A 21,805-nucleotide genomic window follows, 5' to 3' on the forward strand; every position below is an offset into this window, starting at 1 on the left:
GCCATGCGAACGCTTTTGACCTTCCTCACGGGCGCAATTTTCGGTACCGGTATTGCGATGTCCGGCATGGCAAATCCGGCAAAAGTCATCAACTTTTTCGATGTTGCGGGTAGTTGGGACCCAAGTCTTGCCTTTGTGATGGGTGGTGCCGTCATTGTGACGTTCATCGGCTATCGGCTGGTGCTGCAAAGGCCGACGCCAGTGTTTGAGCCGACATTCGACATTCCACAAAATAGGAAGCTTGATGCGAAGCTTTTGACAGGTGCCGGCATTTTTGGCGTTGGCTGGGGGATTGCAGGGTTTTGCCCTGGCGGCGCACTGCCAGCTTTGGGCACGTTGGACAGCCGCGTGATCCTCTTTGTCGCGGCGTTGATTGCTGGCATGTTCGCTACACGGCTTGTGATCGATTGGGCGGCGCCGCGCACGCAACCGGCTGAGTAGGTCGCGCATGTTCTTTTCTCTGTTTGTCGGGTCCGCCATGATGATCGGGGCATTGGGCATCTCCATCGGGTTCTGTCGCAAACTTTTAGAATATGGGCTTGCTTGGTAGCCTGTGGTAGCGGCCGTCTTTTGAATTCGAGGGTGGGTGTAAGAACGTGACGATTGATTTCAAAGGCAGTCATTAACCCAGATCCGTGATACTGTACGCTGTGTTTTTCTATGCACGGTATGCTGTTTCGTATCGTGATCTGGAGGAGATTATGGCGGAACGTGGGGTCGAAATTGACCATGCAACGCTGAACCGTTGGGTGATAAAGTTCTCCCCTTTGATTGCCATGGAAGCCCACAAACCAAAGTGGAAGACTGCTGTATCTTGGCGCATGGACGAGACTTTCATCAAAGTGAAAGGCAGGTGGACCTACTGCTATCAAGCCTTCGACAAATTCGGGAAAACTCTTGATTTCATGTTGTCAGAACGCCGGGATGAGGCGGCGGCAACCGCATTCTTTAGCCGCGCAATCGGGAACAACTGCTTCCCCGATAGGGCGGTAATCGACAAAAGCGGGGCAAATCTGGCCGGACTGCGGAATATCAATTGCGAGCTGATTTTGAACGGTTGGTTCTGGTTGATCGAAATCTTCCAAGTCAAGCATTTGAACAACATCATAGAACAGGACCACCGGTTCATCAAAAAACTTACGTGACAAATGAAGGGTTTCAAATCCTTCAATTCAGCTTCTGCAACTTTGGAAGGCATCGAAGTCGCGCACATGATCCGCAAGCGACAATTCGAGGCGACGGGCCAATCGGCATTCCAGCAATTCGCGGCGCTCGCTGGGTAACTGTGTGCAGCGCAATGCATGAACCCGCAATCTATCAAAATTTGCGACAAAACCCTGTAACCGCTTCCCGAAGGCATCAATGCGCCAAGGTGGTCTGCAATGATCCACAAAGGAGGACAGTTACAGCATCAGTCCCAACCGCCACTAGGCTTCGCTCAACTGCAATGCCATAAGGGCAACTGAACGCGCTAGATGGAGTTCGACGCTAAAACGTTCTCTGCGAAGTTATAAAAGGACCTCTGACATGTCTGGATTCGATAAAGGCCCAATCCTAGTAACAGGCGCAAGCGGTGGCATTGGAGCCGCAACCGTGCGTCTGCTTTGCAACGCCGGGGCGGATGTGATCGCAAGTGGGCGGGACACATCGGTTTTGGCGAAATTGGCCACTGAGACAGGCTGTAAGACTCGCCCGTTCGATCTGGAGTCGGAGGACAGCATTCGAAACGCCTTACATGATCTCGAGCTGTGGGGCGTGGTCAACTGCGGGGGATTTGGAGGGGAAATCGCTTCCCCGATGGACACCGATATCGATGTATTTGACAAGGTTATTTCGATCAACGCGCGCGGGGCCTTGTTGGTCACGAAGTATGCCTCTCAATCTATGATCCGATTGAAAAAGGGGGGCGCAATTGTGAATGTCTCGTCTCAGGCGTCTCTTGTCGCTTTGAAGGGGCATATTTCATATGGCTCTTCAAAGGCCGCACTCGATAATATTACCCGAGTTTCTGCCATGGAGTTGGGGCAATATCAGATACGGGTCAACAGCGTTAATCCAACCGTTGTTATGACAGAGATGTCGGCCTTCTACTGGGGGCGCCCTGAGATTGGTGACACATTCCTTTCTCAAATGCCCTTAGGCCGTTGGGCGACTGAGGATGAAATAGCGGCACCTATCGCTTTCCTCCTGAGCGATGGAGCATCAATGATCACGGGTGTCACACTGCCGATTGATGGCGGCTTCACGGCATGCTGATCTGGGCGCAGATCAGCATCAGCCTGAAGTTTCGAGAAACTCGCTGGTAACATTTCGCCAACTTTGCCAGATCCGTTGCATGACGTAATCTAGAAGTGCCTGGTCGCAAGACGCATCTTGGCCGCTGTAAACGTTCAAAGAGTGGACTGTTGTCTTTTCGGCTTTACTCTTGCCATGGCTTTACCTCATCTTGCGCCCATCGTCCGCATATCTGTTCAGGCGGTAAAAAACCTTCCCAATCTTTGACACATGTCAAACACTTGCCTAGATTTTCCGTGGGACGGGAGAAGAAAATGTCTGATATCCAAACCATTGCGACCATCGGTGAAATCCTCGTGGAATTCGTGTCGCACAGCCGAAATTGCGCATTACAAAAGATCTCGGACTATTCCGGACCCTATCCAAGCGGTGCCCCCGCAATCTTTCTGGATCAGGCCGCAAGGCTGGGTGCGCGCACGCAGATGATCGGCGGTGTCGGTGCCGATGGGTTTGGCCGCAGCGTTTTGGCCCGTCTTGAACAGGACGGGGTGGGCACCAAGGGCGTGCATGTCTCGGCGTCGCACAGCACAGGCGTCGCCTTTGTCTCTTACTACGACAACGGGGATCGCGATTTTGTTTTCCATCTGCAGGGCACCGCAGCCGATGCGTTCGACGTGTCACCCGCACTTCTGGATCCAGCCAAAACCATGCTTCATGTGTCCGCGTCATCGCTCGGAGCGCCCTCGATGCGTGCCAAGATCATGCCGACTGTTCGGAAGGTCTGCGAGGCTGGCGGATGGATCACCTGTGATCCGAACGCACGCCCCGAACTGATGCGAGACGACGAGGCGAGAACGGCTATGCTGGAAACGATAGAGCTCAGCCATTGCTTGCTCCCCAGCACCAGCGACTTGGACTTCCTTTTCCCGGATCTCGGCGAAGAGGCCGCCATTGATCTCCTTCTGAAGTCCCGTGCCGAGGTGATTGCCATCAAGCGCGGCGCAAGAGGGGCGACAATAGTCGGCCGCGGTGAGCGCCACGATTTCGATGGGCATCCAGTTGAGGAAATCGACCCGACGGGTGCGGGAGACTGCTTCGGCGGAACGTTCATTTCGTTGCTCGCACAGGGCGCGTCCCTGTTCGAGGCTGGACAACGGGCCAACGCGGCAGGTGCAATCGCTGTAACGCGACGCGGACCGATGGAAGGCAATTCCAGCCCTTCCGAGATCGCCGATTTCCTTTGCACCGCGACGCCGAAGAAACAGATGGCATGAGCCTTGTTCAAGACCTGATTGCCAGCAACCGCGCAGGCAAACCCATCGGCATGCCTTGTTTCTGCACGGCCAACGAACATGTCCTGCGCGCCGTGTTGGCTTATGCCGCCGAAACCGGCCACCCCACTGTAATCGAGGCCACTTGCAATCAAGTCAACCAGGAAGGTGGTTACACCGGTATGACGCCCAAAGACTTCATGTCTTGGCTTACTGGAATGGCGGGCGACGCGGGTGTCCCTATGGATCAGTTGATCCTCGGCGGCGATCATCTAGGTCCGAACCCCTGGAAATCCGAGCCCATCGATCAGGCAATGGACAAGGCGCGTGAATTGGTCCGGCTTTATGTTGAGGCTGGATTCACGAAGATCCATCTAGATGCCAGCATGGCCTGTGGCGACGAACCGAACCCCAGCTTTGCGAAGATCGCCGAGCGTGCAGCCGATCTTTGCACCGTGGCCGAAACCCATGCGCCAGACCCCGAAAAACTATTCTATATCATAGGCACCGAGGTTCCGATCCCAGGTGGTGAAACGGAAGAGCCCGATTCTTTAGACGTCACCTCCGTGGCCCGGTTTCAAGACACAATCCAAACCCATCGCGAGGCTTGGGCAGCACGCGGTCTTGAGGCCGCTTGGCGACGCATCGTCTCGGTTGTCACCCAGCCCGGCATGGATTTCGGCCACACCTCGATCTATCCGTTCTTGCCTGAAAAGGCGGCCCCTCTGAGCGCGGTAATTCTGGACGAAGAGGGGCTGATCTATGAGGCCCACTCGACCGACTATCAGGCGAACGACGCGCTGTCAGATTTGGTCGCAAACCACTTCTTTTTTCTAAAGGTCGGCCCGGAATTGACTTTCAGGTTTCGCGAAGCTGTCTGGGCTCTTGCGTCGATCGCCGCGCAGCTGGGAATTGATCCAGCTCTGGACATCCGCGCAGTTCTTAGGGACCGCATGGACGCCAATCCTGGTTATTGGCGGGAGTACTACGGCGGCACAGAAGCAGAGCTGAAAATCCAAAAAGTCTACAGCTACAGCGACCGCATTCGTTACTATTGGGCCGACCCGAGGGTGTCTAGCGCGTTGGACGCCCTGATTGCGTTTTTGACTGCCAGTCCCGCCCCAGAAACACTGACGTCTCAGGCTTTTTTAGGGCTGCAGTTCGGTGAAATCCCGACTTGCCCGAAAGCCCTAATCGAGCAGCACATACAACGCTGCATCGTGCGATATTTTGAAGCGGCGGGACACATCGGTTCTGGGAATGATTGAGGAGTAAGGTTTGACTAACACAATGCCGAGTCTCCGAACTCCCGATGGAAAACCAATTTTTCGGAATAAGCACCCGAAGTTGCCACTTGGACAATTATTGCGAATGGCGGCAATGTAGCCTGCCGTCGCAGGATTGGAGCGCCTTGGTCAAGGCTTTGTGCTGATGAATATCGCCCCGCCTAGCTGAAACGGTTTTTTTCAGTCTGGTTTCTAGGTCGCGATTGCTGATGTACAGGCGAACTATGTCTTTGTCTTTCATCTCAGGCGATTTTGAGCTCAGTCAATCGCGCTAACCTACGCCGCGCCACTTGCAATGGCCCTCATAGAGCGAAAACGACCGCAGGAACTGAAAAAATCACGTGCTCGAGCCACTATCAGAGTGCGCGCGGGTCAGGCGTCATAGTCGCTGGTGGCCCCCATCATCAGACGCACGATTTCCTCGTCGTTCGTATCAGAGGGTTTGCGTTCTCCGCCGACGACGCCGCGTGCCAAAACGATGATCCGGTCCGCAGCGGCAAAAATGTCCGGCAGGTTGTGCGATATGAGGATTACCCCAACATTCTTTTCCTTGAGGCGATGGATCAGAGCCATAACCTCGCGTTGTTCAGGTACGCCGAGTGCCGCGGTCGGTTCGTCCATGATCACCAGCTTTGCTTGCCAGTGAATTGCTCGCGCGATGGCGATTGCCTGCCGCTGGCCGCCTGATAGATCGCGTACCGGTGCCGAAGGATCAGGCACCTCGATCCCGAGGCTTCGCATGACGTCGGCAGCATCTTTACGCATGGCGGCCCGATCTAGGAAGGGCACGCCAAAAACACGCTTCATCTTTTCGCGTCCCAAATACAGGTTTAGACCCGGATCGAGATTGTCCGCCAACGAGAGGTCCTGATAGATTGTCTCGATTCCTGCGTTGCGCACGCCTTCCGGGGTATTACCGGTCAGGAGTTCACCATCGAAATATACCTCACCCTCAGTTGGAGTATAAACGCCTGAGATCATTTTGATAACCGTGGACTTTCCCGCGCCGTTGTCTCCCGCCAAAACGACGCACTCTCCGGCGTTTACCACGAAATTGACGTCGCTTACGGCTTCGTTCCCAGCAAATCGCTTTTTCAAACCCTTGACCTCGAGGAGCGCGCTCATGTTCGCCCTCCGGTCAGTTTGCTCTTGGATTGATCGACCAGAACCGCAACGATGATCACGAGACCGACCGCGACGAATTGCCAGTAGGGTGGCAGACCGGAAAACACGAGACCGAACTGGATCACGGCTATGATGATGGCGCCGATGACCGTGCCTATTACAGTGCCCTGACCACCTGTCAGGGAAGCGCCGCCGATAAAGACTGCCGCGACTGCATAGAGCAGGATCGGTTCACCTGCGTTCGCGGCACCTGCCGAAAAGCGACCGGTGTAGATCAGACCGCCAATGCCAGCAGAAACGGCTGATATGACGAAGAGCACAATCAACAGTTTCTTGACGTCAACACCTGCGCGTTCAACCGAGGCGCGGTTTGCCCCAAGTGCATATGTGTGAACGCCGAACTTCGTATGGGTTAGCAGATAGTGGAAAAGAACTGCGAGCACGATGGCCGTCACAACAGGAATGGGAAAGCCCAGAACGTCACCGTTGCCTATGAAGCGCGCCTCGTCACTACGGATGGATACGGTTGCGCCTCCTGCAACGATCAGTGCTGCACCGCGCGCGACCCCGTAGGTGCCAAGCGTGCCGATAAAACTGGGAACATCGAGATGCGCCACCAGCCAGCCGTTGATCAGTCCCACGATCACGGCTGCTGCCACTCCGATCAGCATTGCGACAATGACCGCGAACCAACCCGCGTCAGGCCCAAGTGCGCGGATGATCAACGCCATTACGACGGCGGATAACCCGGTTGTAAAGCCAATGGACAGGTCGATATGTCCGGCCACAATCACCAGCGTCAACCCCAACGCAAGAAGTAGAATTTGCGAGGCTGCGATTGCGATGGCCTGGAGGTTATAGATACGGAAGATGAAGGTGTTGCCAGTTTCCATCCGGGCATAGATTTCAAAAAAGCCAAGGATCAAAACCAGAAACAGCCAGGACCAAGCGTTAAAAAGGGACCTCAAAAATGAGGCCCCAGTCATTTGATTTGCCAACGTTCTAGCTCACTCGGAATAGATGAACTTGGCGATGTTTTCATCACTGACATTGTCCTTGGTGATAACGGTGAAACCCGTACCAATGGACGTCGGCACCGATTCACCTGTCAGCACCGCATAGGCTGCCATAACGCCGAAGTAGCCGATTTCGGCCGGGTGCTGAGCAATCGCGGCATCCACGAGACCCGATGAGATGTTGTCGACAATACTTTGCGGCGCGTCGAATGCGATGACGGTCACGTCTTCAGCCTTTCCTGCGCCTTCCACGCCATTACCTGCGCCCAGAGCGGAGAAGAGGTTGGCGCCAAACACGCCCTTAATGTCAGGATTGCGGGCCAGAACAGCGCTGAATTGCGAGGCTGCGAGTGAGGCGTCGTTTTCGTTATATTGTGTGTCGAGTACTACGACGTTCGGATAGCTTTCAGCCATTTCAGACTTGAAGCCCTCTTCTCGCTGGTCTGTGGTTGAAATGCCCGGACGCACGTTAGACACATAGACCTGACCTTCGCCACCAATGGCTTCAGCCATGAAGCGAGCTGCCATGCGGCCACCGCCTAAATTGTCAGATGCGATGTAAGACATTGGAAAATCGCCGTCACCAGAGCCTGTCTGGTAGTTGCCGTCGTCAATGAAGGTATCAACGGTCAGGACGGTGATGCCTTGTTCATGGGCGCGGCGGAGGGGCTCGATCATCTGAGTGGTGTCGGTAGGTGCTATCAGAATGGCATCGGGTCCGCGCGCAATAACAGCATCCAAAACGGGAGTTTGTAGAACCGGGTCGAATTCTTCGGCACCTTGGAATTCAACGGTGATCCCCAACGCTTTCGCGGCAGCCTGAGCGCCACGATTCATCGTGATGTAGAAAGCATCAGTTGTGAGGCCCGGCACCAGAGTAATACTGATGTCGCCATGAGCATCGGCATGCGCTGTCCCAACAAAGCCAGCCAGTCCAAGTGCAGCACCAACGACAGTTGATTTGAAGATATTGAACATTCTTTCTCCTCCCTAGAATTTTAAACGGGCCCTCCCTGGCGCCGTTCGAAGCGCCTTACCCGCGCTGTTCGTGGGTGACACGCACAGACACGGTCTGCAGATTAATGATTGCGCAATTGATCCTGTTTAGGCAAGAATTAAATGCCAGAAATTTATTTCAGGATTGCAAATGGCAGATTCTTCAAAGTCGGCGGGATTGATGAGCCGGATGCTGATCCATACAGCGGCAAAATTGTATTACATCGACGGGCTTTCGCAAATCGAAGTGGCGCGGCGGATGGAAATTTCGACTGCCAGCGTTTCACGTCTTTTGACGCGTGCGCGAGACGGAGGTTTCGTTCGGTTTGAAGTGCCCCCGTTGGATGACATCACGGGGGATGACGCCAGACTGGCGCAGGGGCTCGGCCTGAAACAGGTACGAGCGGTTGACGCGGCACATCAACCAGCATTGGCCGTCGCGGTCGGCTTTCTCATTGCAGAAGCTGAACTGCCGGAAGACCCTGTTGTAGCGATCGGTTGGGGACGTGCGGTTCAAGGTATCGTAACCCATGGCTTGCCTGCCTTACCAAACGCGCGGGTCGTCCCGGCCACAGGTGGAATGAACCAATCGCAGGCGCATTTTCAGATCAATGAATTTGCACGTACTATCGCTGAGCAGATGGGCGGTACAGCGCATCTGCTGTATGCACCGGCGCGCCCAAGTCCGGAACTTTACGCGCAACTGATCCGCACGCCGGAGATCGCCGCTGTCTCCGAGCTTTGGGATCGTGTGGACATTACAGTCACGGGCGTAGGCAATTTTCCAGACACCTCGGCCGAACATGCACTTGGGTTTAACGCTGATCAGAAGGCCCGGATAAAAGGCGACGTGGTTCGGCAGTATTTCGACAAATTTGGTGCGCCGATCGACTGGCCGGGTCAAGAGGCTCAAATGGGTATGAGCCGAACGCAACTTTCGCAAGTTCCATTGGCCATCGGTGTTTGCGTCGGTGGCGACAAGGTCGATGCAATCATCGGAGCCGCGCGATCTGGCATGATCAACGCACTTGTTACGGACACCCGCACGGCCAAACTTGTGCGCAAAAAGCTGGACGTAGCTTAATCCACAACGCAAACTGAGAAATAAATTTCAGGAATTAATTGTTGTGTCCCAGGTTTGGCGGCTATAATTCTTGTACTGGACCAATCCGGTTGACCTCCTGACTGGCCACGCAAAACAAGGACATGGACAATGACATTCAGGATGACGACTGCGGAACGCCGCGGGTATCAGCAGATTTGCGGTGATAACGGCTTCATGATGGTCGTGGCCTGTGACCAGCGCGGAGGCATGCGAAAGGTGCTATCCGACACGCCAGAAGGGCAAAAAGCCATTGGGGTAGATGTTCTTGGCAAGACGAAATACGACATCACCTCCTACCTCGCCAACAAAGCGACCTGCGTACTTCTCGACGCCACTTGCGCTGTCCCGGGCGTTATCGACGAGGGGATTCTATCGCGCGACACTGGCTTGTTGATCGGGCTAGATGATTCCGGATGGGACACCGATGTCAACGGCTACCGAAAATCGATCATGACGCCTGGAATCACGGCCCGCCGGGTCCGTGAACTTGGCGGCACTGGAGCCAAGTTGATGGTCTATCTGCGTCCAGATTTACCAGACGCCAATAACCACAACGTGCAGATCATTCGCGATTGCGTGGCGGATTTCGCAGTCGAAGACGTGTTCCTCGTGGTAGAGATATTGACGTATCAAGTCGATGGCGAAACCGACGCCGACTATAAGGCTGCGTTCCCTGATCTAATTATTGGCTGCGCGCGTATGGCTCTCGAGCTCGGCTCCAAAGTCCTAAAACTGCCATATCCGGGCACCCCCGACGCCTGCGCCAAAGTTTCAGAGCTGTGTGATGGCGTACCATGGGCCGTGCTGTCCGCTGGAGTGGACCACATTACATTTGTCGGTCAGGTGAAAACCGCGATGGACAATGGTGCATCTGGTGTGATCGCTGGTCGCTCTTTGTGGAAAGATTGTATTTCGATGGATCGCGCGGTTTCAAAAGATCGGTTGGAAAACGTGGCAAGCGTGCGGCTTCACGAAATACAGGCGATATTGGATGGATATGCTGAACAGCATTGACACGTCTGTCGGGTTGGATGTCGGGGGCACGCGTATCCGTGCCGCGCGCGTCGATGTTCATGGCCGGATACAGGGGCGGGTGACCGAAGCCGTCTCGCGCGATCGCGACAGCTTTTTGAGACAGGTGCTTCGGTTGGTTTCGACTGTACGCGACGACACCAGTCGTGCCGTAGGAATAGGAATTCCAGGGCGTGTGTCAGGCACAAATGGCGCAGTCCATTCAGCCGGGTATCTGGACATTGGAGGGCTTGATCTGTCGCATCTTGTGATGGAAGCGACAGAGCTTCCTTGTCGTATCGAAAACGATGCGACCATGGCCCTGATTGCCGAAGCGCAGAACACCTCGGAGCTTGTCGCGATGATCACCATCGGAACTGGCATCGGTGGCGCGCTGCTGCGCGATGGCAGACCGTTTTATGGCAGCGATTTTGCGGGCCAGTTTGGTCACATCATCGTCGCGCAGAACGGGCCTTCGTGCAATTGCGGTCAACGTGGCTGTGTCGAAACGTTTTGTGCCGGACCCGCACTTGGCTCCTTGATTGCCCAAGCGGGGATTTCCAAGGGAACCTCGGCATCCGATATCCTTGCAATTGCTGCCGGAGGCGATGAGGTGGCCGCTCAGATTGTCACCGATTGGGCCACGCCAATGCAACGCGCGCTGCAATCGCTCGTGGCTGTGGTCGACCCGGCTTTTATCATTCTGGGCGGTGGATTGGGAGCCGATATGGCACAAGCCCTTGCGCGAAAACCAGACGTTGTGGACTGGTTCGACAGGCCCATCAAGGCCGCGCGCCTCGGCGATAAGGCTGGCGTGGTAGGTGCGGGACTAGCAGCGCTGTTTTTGGACAACGACTCTTGAGACAAGCTTTGTTGATCAATGGCGTTCCGGCGAGTGGCAAATCCACTGTATCGTCAGCACTGGTTCCGATGTTGCAAAAAAAGGGATTTCTGCCGATCCCGCTGGCGCTCGACACTGTGAAAGAAGCGTTGTTCGCCGAAATCGGCACTGGTGACCGCGACTATAACCGGATGCTCGGACGCGCCAGCTACCACGCGATTTTTAATACGGTGGCGCATTTCCCCAAGGCGGTTCTGCCGGTCATTGATGCATGGCACGGATTTCAGCCACGCGACGTGCTTGAAGGACATCTGGCCCGTGCGCAGATCAACCATGTAGTCGAAATCTGGATCTCTGTAACGCCTGAAACAGCGGCTAGACGGTATCGTGCGCGGTCGGCGGAACGCCACGCGGGCCACTTGCCAATTTCCTATGCTGACGAAGTGTTCGACCTGGCCGGGCGGGCAGGACCGTTGGGTTTTGGCGACGTTATTACGCTGGACAGCGAAGCGCAGTTGCCCGACGATTTGTCGGATAAAGTCGCTACGTTCTTGTCACGGTGAGGCGCTGCTTGGCTTTTGACCGAGAAGGGCTCGAAATTGGTCGCCTCAGATCCAACTATGCAACTACATCGGTTGTGTCGCAAACTCTGCAGATGGACGAGTTACACCCTTGTTTGCGATGGACTCAGCCTGCGATTTGCACGAACGTCTCGAAGCCAGATTGCCCGATCTGTCCAAACTGATCTTTGTGGATCATATACGCGACCTCAACCCCGGCCAGAGTTGAAGCGGCTGATGTGCATGATTTGAAGGTCTGGATCGAGCGGGTGATCCTTTCGACAAAGCAGTGGAAACGCAGATTTTTGAGAGCTAAACCAGAGCTGTTAGTCGGCCCTGGCTGATGACGTGCCATCGTTCGCAAAGGTCAGCGCAGCGATAACCCCACGCAACTCGGCAAGCCCCTTCAAACGACCAATGGCCGGATAGCCCGGTTGCGCCTCGCGATCAAGATCGTCGAGAATTTCTTGCCCATGATCGGGACGAAATGGGATGTTAGGGTCAACCCGCCCGGCCTCGCGCCGCCGAGCTTCTTCATTCAAGACGGCCTGCACCAAGGCAACCATGTCGGTATCTCCTTGAAGGTGCTCAGCCTCATAAAACGATCCGCGCACGTTGCTGCTTTCGCGGGTCACATTGCGCAGATGGAGAAAATGCACATGCTCACCCATCCGCGCCATCATGCCGGGTAAATCATTATCCGGCCGCGCGCCAAGTGAGCCCGAACAAAGAGTGATACCATTTGCTGGAAGATCGACAGCATCCAGAACGCTACGGTACTGCGCTTCGGTGGACATGATGCGCGGCAGGCCAAGCAATGGAAACGGCGGGTCGTCAGGATGACAACATAGCCTTATCCCAAGCTCTTGTGCCAAAGGGGCTACCTGTTCAAGAAAGGCTATCAGATTGGCCCGCAAACCGTCTTCCGACAGAGACGCATATTCTGCCAAATGCTGGCGCACGTCATCAAGCGAGAAGGTTTCTGCAGCCCCCGGTAAACCGAAAACAACATTGCGTGCGATGCGGTCCTGAGCGCTGTCATCCATCGCGGCATATCGTTGCCGTGCGATTTGCAACAGCGGATCGGGGTAATCTTCAGATGCGCCCGCGCGTTTCAAAATATGCACATCAAAGGCGACGAAATCTTCCAGATCAAAGCGCATACAGGTCGCGCCATTTGGCAGGCGATATGCAATATCAGTGCGGGTCCAGTCCAGCACCGGCATGAAATTATAGCAAACTACATTGATACCAGCAGCAGCCAAGTCGCGAAGGCTCTGTTTATAGTTTGCAATATGGGTCCGCCAGTCACCTTGTTGTTTCTTTATGTCTTCCGACACGGGCAGGCTTTCTACAACCTCCCACTTCAGCCCTGACGCGGTGCCATCAGCGTGGAATGCAATATCTGCCTGTCTTTGGGCGATCTCTGCCGGGCTCCAGACCTCACCGGTCGGCACGTGATGCAATGCCGAAACGACACTTTCGACACCGGCTTGCCGCATGTCTCTTACAGAGACCTGATCTTTCGGTCCAAACCAACGCCAAGTCTGTCTCATTCTGCTCTCCTTCACTGCCGCATTCATTTAATTGGCACACCACTGTAATGGCATGCTTAAATCTTCCATACAAGATGATTGACTTGTATGGAAGATGGGCGCATAACGAGGCCGGGGGGGTAGAAATTGCTGGATTCTAACTGGGACCTGGATCACGACGCGCCGATTGGGCCACAGCTCCACCGGATTCTGCGTGAACGGATCGTGCGCAACGATCTGATTTCAGGCAGTAAAATTTCCGAACCTGAAATCGCCAAATTCTATGCGATCAGCCGTCAGCCCGTCCGCGAAGCCTTTATCAAACTGTCTGAAGAAGGGCTGATTTCAATCCGGCCCAAGCGAAGTACCGTGGTTAGAAAGATTGATCCCGTGGCCGTGTTTGATGCCCGTTTTGTGCGCGAGGCGATCGAGGCTGATGTGGTCAAGCTCTTGGCCGAAGCTTCGGACCCAATGGTGGTGAAAGAGCTTCGCAGGCAAATCGAGGCCCAGAAAAGCGCCACAGGCGGCAACCCGGACCTCTTTATTCAATTGGACGAACGCTTTCACCGCACTTTGGCTGAATCCGCAGACAAAGCCAATGCTTGGCATTTTGTGGAAGGGCTAAAATCGCAGATGGACCGTGTTCGGTTTCTCAGCCTCAGCCAGTTTCCAAAGATCACTTTGGTTGAACAACACATAGACATCGTTGACGGAATTGAATCCGGCAATGTCGATCGATCGGAAACGTCTATCCGTAAGCATCTCAACGAGATTCTGAAGGATTTCCCTGAAATTCAGGCCGCAAACCCTGAGTTTTTTGAACCGGTGTCTGAAGAGACGCTCAAATGACTACATGAAATGGAGGAACATCATGAAAATCACTAGATCCCTTGCAAAGCTTCTTGCGGCCGGGATTGCCGCTCAATTTATCGGCGGGGCGGCCATCGCACAAGACATGACGCTCAAGCTGGGCCATTTGGCCAATGAATCAAACCCGTGGCACAAAGCCTCTGTCAAGTTTGGCGAAGAACTATCACGCCTGACAGACGGTCGCATCGCTGTTGAGGTTTTTCCGAATGAGTCGCTGGGCAAAGAAGTTGATTTGATCAACGGCATGCAACTTGGCACCGTGGATATGACAATCACGGGCGAAAGCTTGCAAAACTGGGCTCCAATGGCCGCGCTTCTTGCTGTGCCTTATGCTTATAAATCCATCGAGCATATGGACGAAGTTGCTGCAGGTGAAACTGGCGAACAGATCAAGGCACAGATCGTTGAAAAAGCACAGATTCGCCCAATCGCACATTTCGCCCGAGGCCCGCGCAACCTTACATCGAACCGTGCTATCCCCTCGCCTGACGACCTGAACGGTTTAAAAATGCGAGTGCCCAACGTGCCACTGTTCGTGGATGTGTGGAAATCGCTTGGCGCCAATCCTGGCCCGATGGCGTTTTCCGAGGTGTTCACTTCGCTGCAAAACGGCACAATCGACAGCCAGGAAAACCCGCTGGCACTGATCCGTTCCGCGAACTTCAACGAAGTGCAAAGCCACGTAAACATGACCGAGCACGTACGCTCGTGGATTTACCTGACAATCGCAGAATCGACTTGGCAGAATCTGTCGACCGAAGATCAAGCTGCTGTCATGCAAGCGGCTGCTCTGGCCCAAGCTTACGAGCGTGGTCTGTTTGAGGCCTCGATTGAAGCCGACCGCGCCTATCTTGAAGGCAAAGGCATGACCTTTGTTGAAGTTGATGGCGCTGCATATGCCGCCATGGCCAAAGACGCGGTGCTGGCCAATGTCAACGATGAGATTAAACCCATCGTCGAGGGCTTATTCGCCAACTAAACTGGCTCAAAACCTAAATGCGGGGCTCCTTTACTGTTGGCCCCGCATTTGGCTTGCCACTAGGATTTCCTATGTCGATCCAAAGCATTCAATCCATCGCCGAGAAAGTTTGCCGTGCAGGTGTCGGCATTGCGTTTTGCGTGCTGATCTGCGCCGTTCTCTATCAGGTGCTGGGCCGCACAATTGGCATGTCCTTCGTTTGGACCGAAGAATTGACTCGCTACGCTTTGCTATATGTCGCCGCCTTTGGCGTCGGCTTGTCTTTGGTCAGCGGTGATTTGGTGAACGTAGATGTTGTGTGCGAGTCTCTTCCCGGAGAATGGCCCCGTCGCCTGCGGCTTTTGTCAGCAAGCATCACCGCTCTTCTATGCCTTATCCTGATCGGACCCGCCTGGAAATACACTGCGATTGGCGTGCGTCAAACTTCCCCGGCAATGGGGCTGCGCATGGATTTCGTTCACTTCAGTGTACTTCTGTTGATCATCGTATTGTTTGTTTTTGCCGTTCTTCGCGTGGTGTCCATGCTGTGGGTCGCTGACTCTGGCATGCCCACCAGACCAGGAGATGACAGTTAGTGGATGTTGCTGTACTCATAGCCGTTTTCCTGACTGGCTTGATCATTGGGTTGCCGGTCGCAATCACCCTCGGGGTAGCGTCCGTGGCTTATCTGTTGATCGCAGGCATCCCCATTGTCGTGATGCCCCAAAAGATGTACGCGGGCATGGACGTCTTTGTACTGCTGAGCATTCCGGGCTTTATCCTTGCCGGCAATCTCATGAACAGCGGTGGCATTACGGGGCGAATTATTCGGTTTGCAAATGCCTTGGTAGGCTGGATACGCGGAGGGCTTGGCCTGACCAACATCTCGGCCTCTATGTTGTTTGGGGGCATTACTGGAACAGCTGTGGCGGATGCCGCCTCGATTGGCGGCGTAATGATCCCGGGTATGAAAAAGGCCGGATATCCACCTGAATTTGCTGCTGCTGTTACCGCTGCATCTTCGACCGTTGGCCCCATTATCCCCCCGAGTGTACCCATGATCATCGTTGGCGCGTTGTCGGGCATTTCCGTTGGGAAAATGTTCCTTGCGGGAGCCATACCCGGCATTCTGATGGGGTTGGCGATGATGGTCACTTGCTACATCCTTTCCGTTAGACGAGATTTTCCTCGTCAAGAATGGCGGGGTTTCTCTGAATTGGCCCGATCCTTCCTCTCGGCATTCTGGGCTCTGGCGATGACGGGGCTTATCATCTACGGTTTGCTAAGCGGGCTGGCCACGCCAACGGAAACCGCCGTCATCGCAAGCCTCTACGCGTTGATCGTCGGTGCGTTTGTCTACGGTGATCTAAAGCTTGCAAAGGTCCCCAAAATCCTGATCGAAAGCGCTGTGTCCTCAGCGGCAATTCTGGTCTTGGTTGGATTTGCCAATGTCTTTGGTTGGATTTTGGTATCCGAGCGTATTCCCCAGGCAATCGCTACCGCTGTGCTATCGTTCACCGACAACAAGTTTCTAGTGATCTTGATTATCAATATTCTACTTTTATTCGTAGGCATGTTCATGGAAACCATCGCGGCCCTGATCATCCTTTTCGTCCCCCTTCTTGCCCTTGCTGTCGCGGTCGATATCGAACCTTTGCATTTTGCGACCTTCGCGGTGCTGAACCTGATGATCGGGTTAACGACGCCACCCGTGGGCGTCTGTCTGTTTGTGTGCGCCAATATTGCTCGGCTGCCGCTGACGCCGGTGGTCTGGGCGATACTTCCCTTTCTGGCCACCAACATCATCGTACTATTGATGGTCTCGTACATTCCGGCATTGGCAACTTGGTTGCCATCTGTTTTGATTCCATAGAACCAGGTTCCGTCGCGGAGTTGTCACGTTATTGCTGGCAGCAGAATGAAGCGCCATTCGCAGACTCTTATGGACAATACCAACTTGAATTGATCTCGACGTGCCATAGCTTACTCCTGCTAATCACATGCCCTAAACCTCACACCGCCGCTTACTTAATGCAACAGAACCCTCAAAGGCGAGTTGCTCGGCGGCTGCAAGTTCAAGGACAAAGCCAAAGTGGTTGCAGTTGCTTGGAGTTCACTGAGAGTTACATCACCAAGAGCGAATTTTATGGGGTCACATCGAACTGTTGACGATAGAGCGCTCCAAAGCTGCCGTTCTTCTCCAACAATTCGGTCAGGGAACCCGCTTCGACCAAACGACCGTTTTCCATGTAACAAATCTGATCGGCCGTGAGGATAGTGGACAGACGGTGCGCCACGACGATGGTCGTCACGCCCTTGGTGATTTTCTCGATGGCGTCCTTTACGAGGGTCTCGGAATGGCTGTCCAACGCGCTGGTGGCCTCATCAAGCAAGAGAACTGGCGCTCGACGCAACACAGCGCGCGCAATAGCCAGCCGTTGACGCTGACCGCCCGACAGAAAAGCACCGTTTTCGCCAATTTGCGTTTTATACCCTTTGGGTAGTTTCCTGATAAATTCATCCGCATGAGATATGCGTGCGGCCTCATAGACTTCTTCTTCACTGGCATCAGGTCGCGCAATACGCAGGTTTTCCAACACGTTATTGGAGAACAGGAAAGTATCCTGCCCGACATATCCGATTTTTTGCCGCAGTGATGCAAACGTAGCATCACGCAAATCGCATCCATCGATTGTGATCCGACCCTCGGTCGGGTCGTACAAACGCAGGATCAAATTCAATATTGTAGATTTACCGCCACCCGAAGGGCCAACCAGTGCCGTCGTTTTGCCTGCTGGGAAATCAATTGTCAGATCATCTATGACATTTGTATCTTCGACATAACTAAAACTGATATTTTCAAATTTCAGGCTGGTGGGTCCGTCTCCCTCCGACAAATCTCGCGCATGATCAGACTCCATCATGGTTTGGGGCTGATCAATCAACTGATACATCATTTTCACACCCATCATCCCGGCCTCCAGCGTGACACGCATGCGCGACAACCGCTTGGCCGGCTCGTAAGCCATCAGGAAGGCAGTCACGAAAGACATCAATTGGCCAGGGGAGCCCGCCGACTGGCCAAAAAGATTGGCAGAGCTCAGAATAACAATCGACGCAATCGCCAGACCGGTAATGGTATCCATCAGCGGCGCCGTTGCGGTCTGCAGACGGATCATCTTGTTTTGACGCTTTTCGACCTTCCTGACGGCAGCTTCCATGCGGGAGGCCATGATGTTTTCCAGTGCGAATGCCTTTACAACTCTTGCACCCATGGAGGTTTCCTGAATGACCTTGATGATCTCAGCCATGCCCGCCATTTCCTGCTCCATTACCAGCCGTACTCTGGAAAGGATTTGACGCACGCAGAAGATTGCCAACGGGCCGATGACCAAGCACACCATGGAGAGCACCGGCTGCTGGTAGATCATCACCAGGACCAGACCCAACAGCGTTAGCGCGTCGCGAACAAATCCGGTCACGATCGTATCGATCACGTTGCGAGCCATTTCCGCGCTGCGTGTGACACGCATCAATATGTCAGACGATTCAGTCACATTGAAAAACGCGACACCCTGCTCAAGCAGACGGCGGTAAAGCAGCACCTGCTTCTGGGCGACAATGCGGTTGCCAGCGCGGGCCATCATTACTGCCTGAACATATGAGGCGCATCCTTTCAGGAAGAAAATGCCCGCCACACCGAAAGCGACCCAATAGACCCGCTGTTTGTTCTCTGAATCAGTCATGGAGTTGACGATCTCACCCATGATCCAGGCAGTGCCGGCCGTCGAAGCCGCAACAAGAACCATAGCCACGATCGCCACAAAATATTTTTTGCGGTGTTCTGGGACGCTTTCGCGTAGAAGTCGCCAGAGCACACTGTTTCCAGTTATCTTACTAACCACTTGTGATATCATGCTTATTGACTGCTCATATACGATTTTAGTTTATTTTTTGCACCTCAACATGCGACCCCTAGCAGAATTGCATGTTAGGGTCCATTGGACGGAGCCTGTAGCATCAGGTTTGCCCCCAAGTCATTTCGTAAAGCACATGACCCTTGGCTTTGCCGGTTCGGTTTGAAAAAAAGTTTGGTACTCTGCTTCTGGCAGGAATGTGAAACGTCAAAAGCAATTTACCAGCTTGCAAAGTTCTGGCGCGGCGATCTTCAGCTAGGAAAATCTGGCACAACGGCGGCGTAAGCGCATCAGGGAGTTAAGGCTGGGCTGTGTGGCGGGCGGGGAATATCTGTCATCGCCAGCCGTTTCGCAGATATAGGCATCACCTCTAAAAATTTGGCCTGAAACGCCTTAGGGCGCTGGACTGGGTAGGAGCCCAACAAACGAGCGCCCTGACCAATTAGCGCTTTCCACATCTGACAAGGCTGGCGTCGCTCAAGAGCCAACAGGTGTTTTTGCTTTCGAAGAGAGCAGTGCTTGAATGTTGTCAATCGATAGAGGTGTGATCTGCCGGATTACGGATTTTCGATCCCGGCTTTCGGTCGCGAGGGAAGAGTCCCGGCGGCGCTTAAAGATGATTGTATTCGGGGCCGTCCGGTGCTGCCATCCGGCAGCGACGGTCTCGATGGCAAACTGGCAATCCTGGTAGGACAGACCGTTGGGAATGTCGCGTGAAACATAAGGAAGATCGAAATGCACCTGCCGCGGGGCCATGCAAAGGCTGTCATAGTAGTTTTCAAAATAGAATAGAACTGGCGAAAAGACTGGACTGTCTTGCGGGGTTACCGCCAAAATCGCCTGATCGTCGTCAAAGAACCAATTGATTTCTGGATGTACAATCACCTTCTCACCTGCTGACGTAGCGACGTCTAGGACGGCGGCGCCCTCAGCGAGCCAATTCTCGCTGAACAGATCATCGGCATCAAGAAAAGCGATGTACTTACCCCGCGCCATTCGGACAACCCGGTTGCGAGCGCGACCCAGATCGCGCTCGGTCAACTCGACAACACGCCAGTCTGCGTAGGCCGGATGGCTCAGGCAGGCTCGGGTGTTTTCGGAGGCGGCGTCCAGCGCAATGATCCTTTCGACCGTGAATCCGGCATTCTTGGCGGCCTCCACCGACGCGTTTGCCGCGATCATGCTCATGCCGGTTACAATCGTTTCGTTATGCGCGGTCACGATCAGGGAGATGTCGATACCGGCGTCGCAATCGCAGGGCGTTACATCAACTCCGCCGATTGCGGGCAGAAGATCGAGTTCTGCGCTCACCGCGTCAGCCATAACATCGAGCGGGACCAGACGTGATGTATTGTCAGAGCAGAGCACGAACCGTGCTGCCAGGCTTTCTCTCGCGGTAGCGTCCATGACATGGATCTGCGAAAACAATTCGAAAAACCGATAGAAATACCGTCTGGTAAATGTGTTTTCCGGGCGTGCTGAGAAGAAAGCACTGATCTCGGCAGCGGCGGCCAGCGCCCTTCCATGGCTGGCCACGACACGCCACATCAACGCGCTATCGGCGAGAATCACCCGTTTCGGCTGCAGGGAACGGATGAACTCGAAGAGGACACGCTCGCTATCCACATCATCCAGCAACGCTGCATGTGGCGAGACTAAAAAAAGGTGGAAAGTCTCACGCTGCATGGAAAGCGCACCATCGCGGGATGTGTCGATTACCAGGGCCTGCCCACCCTGTTTCTCGACCTTTGCGATCAGCGTCTGTATTTCGGAAGGATCGGCAGCGTTGCTGGTCACAATAATCGTGTCGAACCGATTCCGGTCGAGGTTATTCTGAAGTTCGAGGATCCCGTTGATCATCTTGAGAAACGTTCGGTCCGTAAACGGATGAACCACGATAGGGATGGCCTGGTCATATGCCGGGATCAGGGGTTCTATCTTATGGGCTGCCAAAGTCATTTCATGCAGGCCGCCGTCCTTCAGTCTTCGGACCAGATCGTCCTGGAAGCTCTCAAGCCAACGTACAATCTGTTCCGGGTCTCGGCCATGAAAACGGGCGAAAGTCGTCAGGGTCACCTTTTTGACCTGCCGCTTGCGAAGGCGCTCCATCAACATGAAAACCGCAATGAAAGGTAGGAAGGGCAGAGCCCCGAGTAACAACCAATTCCGCTGACGCTTTAGTTTTTTTATCTTATCCATGGTCGATTGCTTGAGTTGCCACCTTTCCACATAACTATGGGGAGGTTTGAACTTAAAGGTCTATTTTCGCAGATTATTTCGAACCGTCGCGCAATCTCCCCATTTTTATGGGAATTGCCACAGCATTCACACAGCTGTTTTCAGTTTGATTGCGGGTGTGATAATGCTGATGCCCATATTGGGTCGCTCGTTTTTGTCAGTCCAGAGCCATTCGTTTGCCTCAAAATCTCCATGATCTCTGGCGTGGCTACATGGGTCACCGTTCAGTTGTAACACACCCTACTCACGTTGATTGTCACGCTACGAGAATGGTTGAAAACCATGCCCAATGCTAAACGGAGCTCAATCGCCAGATCCGAGTATCGTGGCTGCCCCTCGGGTTGTTCGGGGCGGTGCCGCGTGCAGGTCAAGCGTGGCATCGCGGATCCAGGCCGTCAAATCCCGCGCAGCGCAGGCCCCCGTTGTACTCCGCTCAGTTGGTCACCCGATACTTTTGTTTGGGCATCCTGTCACGGCGGTCAGCGAAGAACTTGTATGGAGTTTACAGCATCTGCAAAGGGACAAACCGCTTCACTATCAGCCTTCGGGCGATCCGTTTAACAACGTCATTCATCGTTGCGAAACCAAACATGCGCCCAAACGCGCCGTGCGCTTGGCCAATTTGAGGGCTCTGCGTTTGACCCGCTTGCCCAAACCGACAAAGACGAAAATATAATCCGAACCTGCAAACTCTCATTATAAATGAGGGACACTTGAGGCGCAGGTCACTTCGTAGGTGACCAGCCAACGATCTGCCCAACCCAAAGGATTAAAGGCAGGTTGGCACAGACTCGCCTCTTCACTGAGTTTAGGGGAAAACCGATCGGACAAGTAACACTGA

At 54.1% G+C, this 21,805-nt stretch carries 18 protein-coding genes and 2 pseudogenes; 13 read left to right on the forward strand and 7 right to left on the reverse strand.

The genetic code is table 11. The features are described from left to right. Positions 1-3: 3 nt before the first annotated feature. The 5 genes and pseudogenes from AB8B75_RS00855 to AB8B75_RS00875 all read left to right on the forward strand — a co-directional run bounded on the left by AB8B75_RS00855 (position 4) and on the right by AB8B75_RS00875 (position 4,774). The gene (locus AB8B75_RS00855) at positions 4-441 is read left to right on the forward strand and encodes a DUF6691 family protein (RefSeq protein ID WP_405359086.1); all 438 of its coding nucleotides are present in this window, start codon (positions 4-6) and stop codon (positions 439-441) included. Between the two features lie 194 nt (positions 442-635). Next, positions 636-1,283: pseudogene (locus AB8B75_RS00860) on the forward strand (IS6 family transposase). 244 nt (positions 1,284-1,527) lie between these two features. Then, positions 1,528-2,256 (forward strand): SDR family oxidoreductase, encoded by a 729-nt coding sequence (locus tag AB8B75_RS00865; protein ID WP_405359088.1) that lies wholly within the window; start codon positions 1,528-1,530, stop codon positions 2,254-2,256. A 293-nt stretch (positions 2,257-2,549) separates the two neighbouring features. Next, entirely contained in the window at positions 2,550-3,509 is a 960-nt protein-coding gene (locus AB8B75_RS00870; protein ID WP_405359090.1) for a sugar kinase, read from the forward strand. Then, positions 3,506-4,774 (forward strand): class II D-tagatose-bisphosphate aldolase non-catalytic subunit, encoded by a 1,269-nt coding sequence (locus tag AB8B75_RS00875; RefSeq protein ID WP_405359091.1) that lies wholly within the window; start codon positions 3,506-3,508, stop codon positions 4,772-4,774. Before AB8B75_RS00870 ends, AB8B75_RS00875 begins: the two co-directional genes overlap by 4 nt. 390 nt (positions 4,775-5,164) lie before the next feature. Here the strand turns inward: AB8B75_RS00875 and AB8B75_RS00880 are convergent, their stop codons facing one another. The 3 genes from AB8B75_RS00880 to AB8B75_RS00890 are packed head-to-tail and all read right to left on the reverse strand — an operon-like array spanning position 5,165 to position 7,911. After that, positions 5,165-5,917 (reverse strand): ATP-binding cassette domain-containing protein, encoded by a 753-nt coding sequence (locus tag AB8B75_RS00880; protein WP_405359093.1) that lies wholly within the window; start codon positions 5,915-5,917, stop codon positions 5,165-5,167. Beyond that, entirely contained in the window at positions 5,914-6,885 is a 972-nt protein-coding gene (locus AB8B75_RS00885; RefSeq protein ID WP_405359095.1) for an ABC transporter permease, read from the reverse strand. The genes AB8B75_RS00880 and AB8B75_RS00885 overlap by 4 nt, the downstream gene beginning before the upstream one ends. Before the next feature lie 39 nt (positions 6,886-6,924). Continuing rightward, positions 6,925-7,911 (reverse strand): ABC transporter substrate-binding protein, encoded by a 987-nt coding sequence (locus AB8B75_RS00890; RefSeq protein ID WP_405359097.1) that lies wholly within the window; start codon positions 7,909-7,911, stop codon positions 6,925-6,927. 169 nt (positions 7,912-8,080) lie between these two features. Here AB8B75_RS00890 and AB8B75_RS00895 point away from each other — a divergent pair, with 169 nt between their 5' ends. From AB8B75_RS00895 to AB8B75_RS00910, 4 genes are all read left to right on the forward strand, one after another. Then, the gene (locus AB8B75_RS00895; protein WP_405359099.1) at positions 8,081-9,013 is read left to right on the forward strand and encodes a sugar-binding transcriptional regulator; all 933 of its coding nucleotides are present in this window, start codon (positions 8,081-8,083) and stop codon (positions 9,011-9,013) included. Positions 9,014-9,142: 129 nt separating this feature from the next. Then, complete coding sequence (locus AB8B75_RS00900) at positions 9,143-10,048, forward strand: tagatose-bisphosphate aldolase (protein ID WP_405359101.1); 906 nt, start codon at positions 9,143-9,145, stop codon at positions 10,046-10,048. After that, the gene (locus AB8B75_RS00905; protein ID WP_405359103.1) at positions 10,026-10,907 is read left to right on the forward strand and encodes an ROK family protein; all 882 of its coding nucleotides are present in this window, start codon (positions 10,026-10,028) and stop codon (positions 10,905-10,907) included. The genes AB8B75_RS00900 and AB8B75_RS00905 overlap by 23 nt, the downstream gene beginning before the upstream one ends. After that, positions 10,904-11,449 carry an AAA family ATPase gene (locus AB8B75_RS00910; RefSeq protein ID WP_405359105.1) on the forward strand — a complete coding sequence of 182 codons (546 nt, stop codon included), beginning with the start codon at positions 10,904-10,906 and terminating at the stop codon, positions 11,447-11,449. Before AB8B75_RS00905 ends, AB8B75_RS00910 begins: the two co-directional genes overlap by 4 nt. Before the next feature lie 323 nt (positions 11,450-11,772). On the opposite strand, the gene uxuA is transcribed toward AB8B75_RS00910, so the two are convergent. Continuing rightward, positions 11,773-13,002 (reverse strand): mannonate dehydratase, encoded by a 1,230-nt coding sequence (uxuA, locus tag AB8B75_RS00915; protein ID WP_405359107.1) that lies wholly within the window; start codon positions 13,000-13,002, stop codon positions 11,773-11,775. A 126-nt stretch (positions 13,003-13,128) separates the two neighbouring features. Here uxuA and AB8B75_RS00920 point away from each other — a divergent pair, with 126 nt between their 5' ends. The 4 genes from AB8B75_RS00920 to AB8B75_RS00935 all read left to right on the forward strand — a co-directional run bounded on the left by AB8B75_RS00920 (position 13,129) and on the right by AB8B75_RS00935 (position 16,682). Further along, positions 13,129-13,830, forward strand: coding sequence for a GntR family transcriptional regulator (locus AB8B75_RS00920; protein ID WP_405359108.1), 702 nt, complete (start codon positions 13,129-13,131; stop codon positions 13,828-13,830). 22 nt (positions 13,831-13,852) lie between these two features. Beyond that, complete coding sequence (locus AB8B75_RS00925) at positions 13,853-14,830, forward strand: TRAP transporter substrate-binding protein (RefSeq protein ID WP_405359110.1); 978 nt, start codon at positions 13,853-13,855, stop codon at positions 14,828-14,830. A 71-nt stretch (positions 14,831-14,901) separates the two neighbouring features. Beyond that, a complete protein-coding gene (locus AB8B75_RS00930) occupies positions 14,902-15,405 on the forward strand; it encodes a TRAP transporter small permease (RefSeq protein ID WP_405359112.1) in 504 nt (167 codons plus the stop codon). After that, complete coding sequence (locus AB8B75_RS00935; protein ID WP_405359114.1) at positions 15,405-16,682, forward strand: TRAP transporter large permease; 1,278 nt, start codon at positions 15,405-15,407, stop codon at positions 16,680-16,682. The genes AB8B75_RS00930 and AB8B75_RS00935 overlap by 1 nt, the downstream gene beginning before the upstream one ends. A 271-nt stretch (positions 16,683-16,953) precedes the next feature. Here the strand turns inward: AB8B75_RS00935 and AB8B75_RS00940 are convergent, their stop codons facing one another. The 3 genes and pseudogenes from AB8B75_RS00940 to AB8B75_RS00950 all read right to left on the reverse strand — a co-directional run. Beyond that, the gene (locus AB8B75_RS00940; protein WP_405359116.1) at positions 16,954-18,687 is read right to left on the reverse strand and encodes an ABC transporter ATP-binding protein; all 1,734 of its coding nucleotides are present in this window, start codon (positions 18,685-18,687) and stop codon (positions 16,954-16,956) included. 516 nt (positions 18,688-19,203) lie between these two features. Continuing rightward, complete coding sequence (locus AB8B75_RS00945; protein WP_405359118.1) at positions 19,204-20,925, reverse strand: glycosyltransferase; 1,722 nt, start codon at positions 20,923-20,925, stop codon at positions 19,204-19,206. Positions 20,926-21,239: 314 nt separating this feature from the next. Then, positions 21,240-21,379: pseudogene (locus tag AB8B75_RS00950) on the reverse strand (IS5/IS1182 family transposase); the annotation flags it as partial. Positions 21,380-21,805 lie beyond the last annotated feature (426 nt).

This window comes from Roseobacter sp., from assembly GCF_045106495.1.
Lineage (GTDB): Bacteria > Pseudomonadota > Alphaproteobacteria > Rhodobacterales > Rhodobacteraceae > Roseobacter.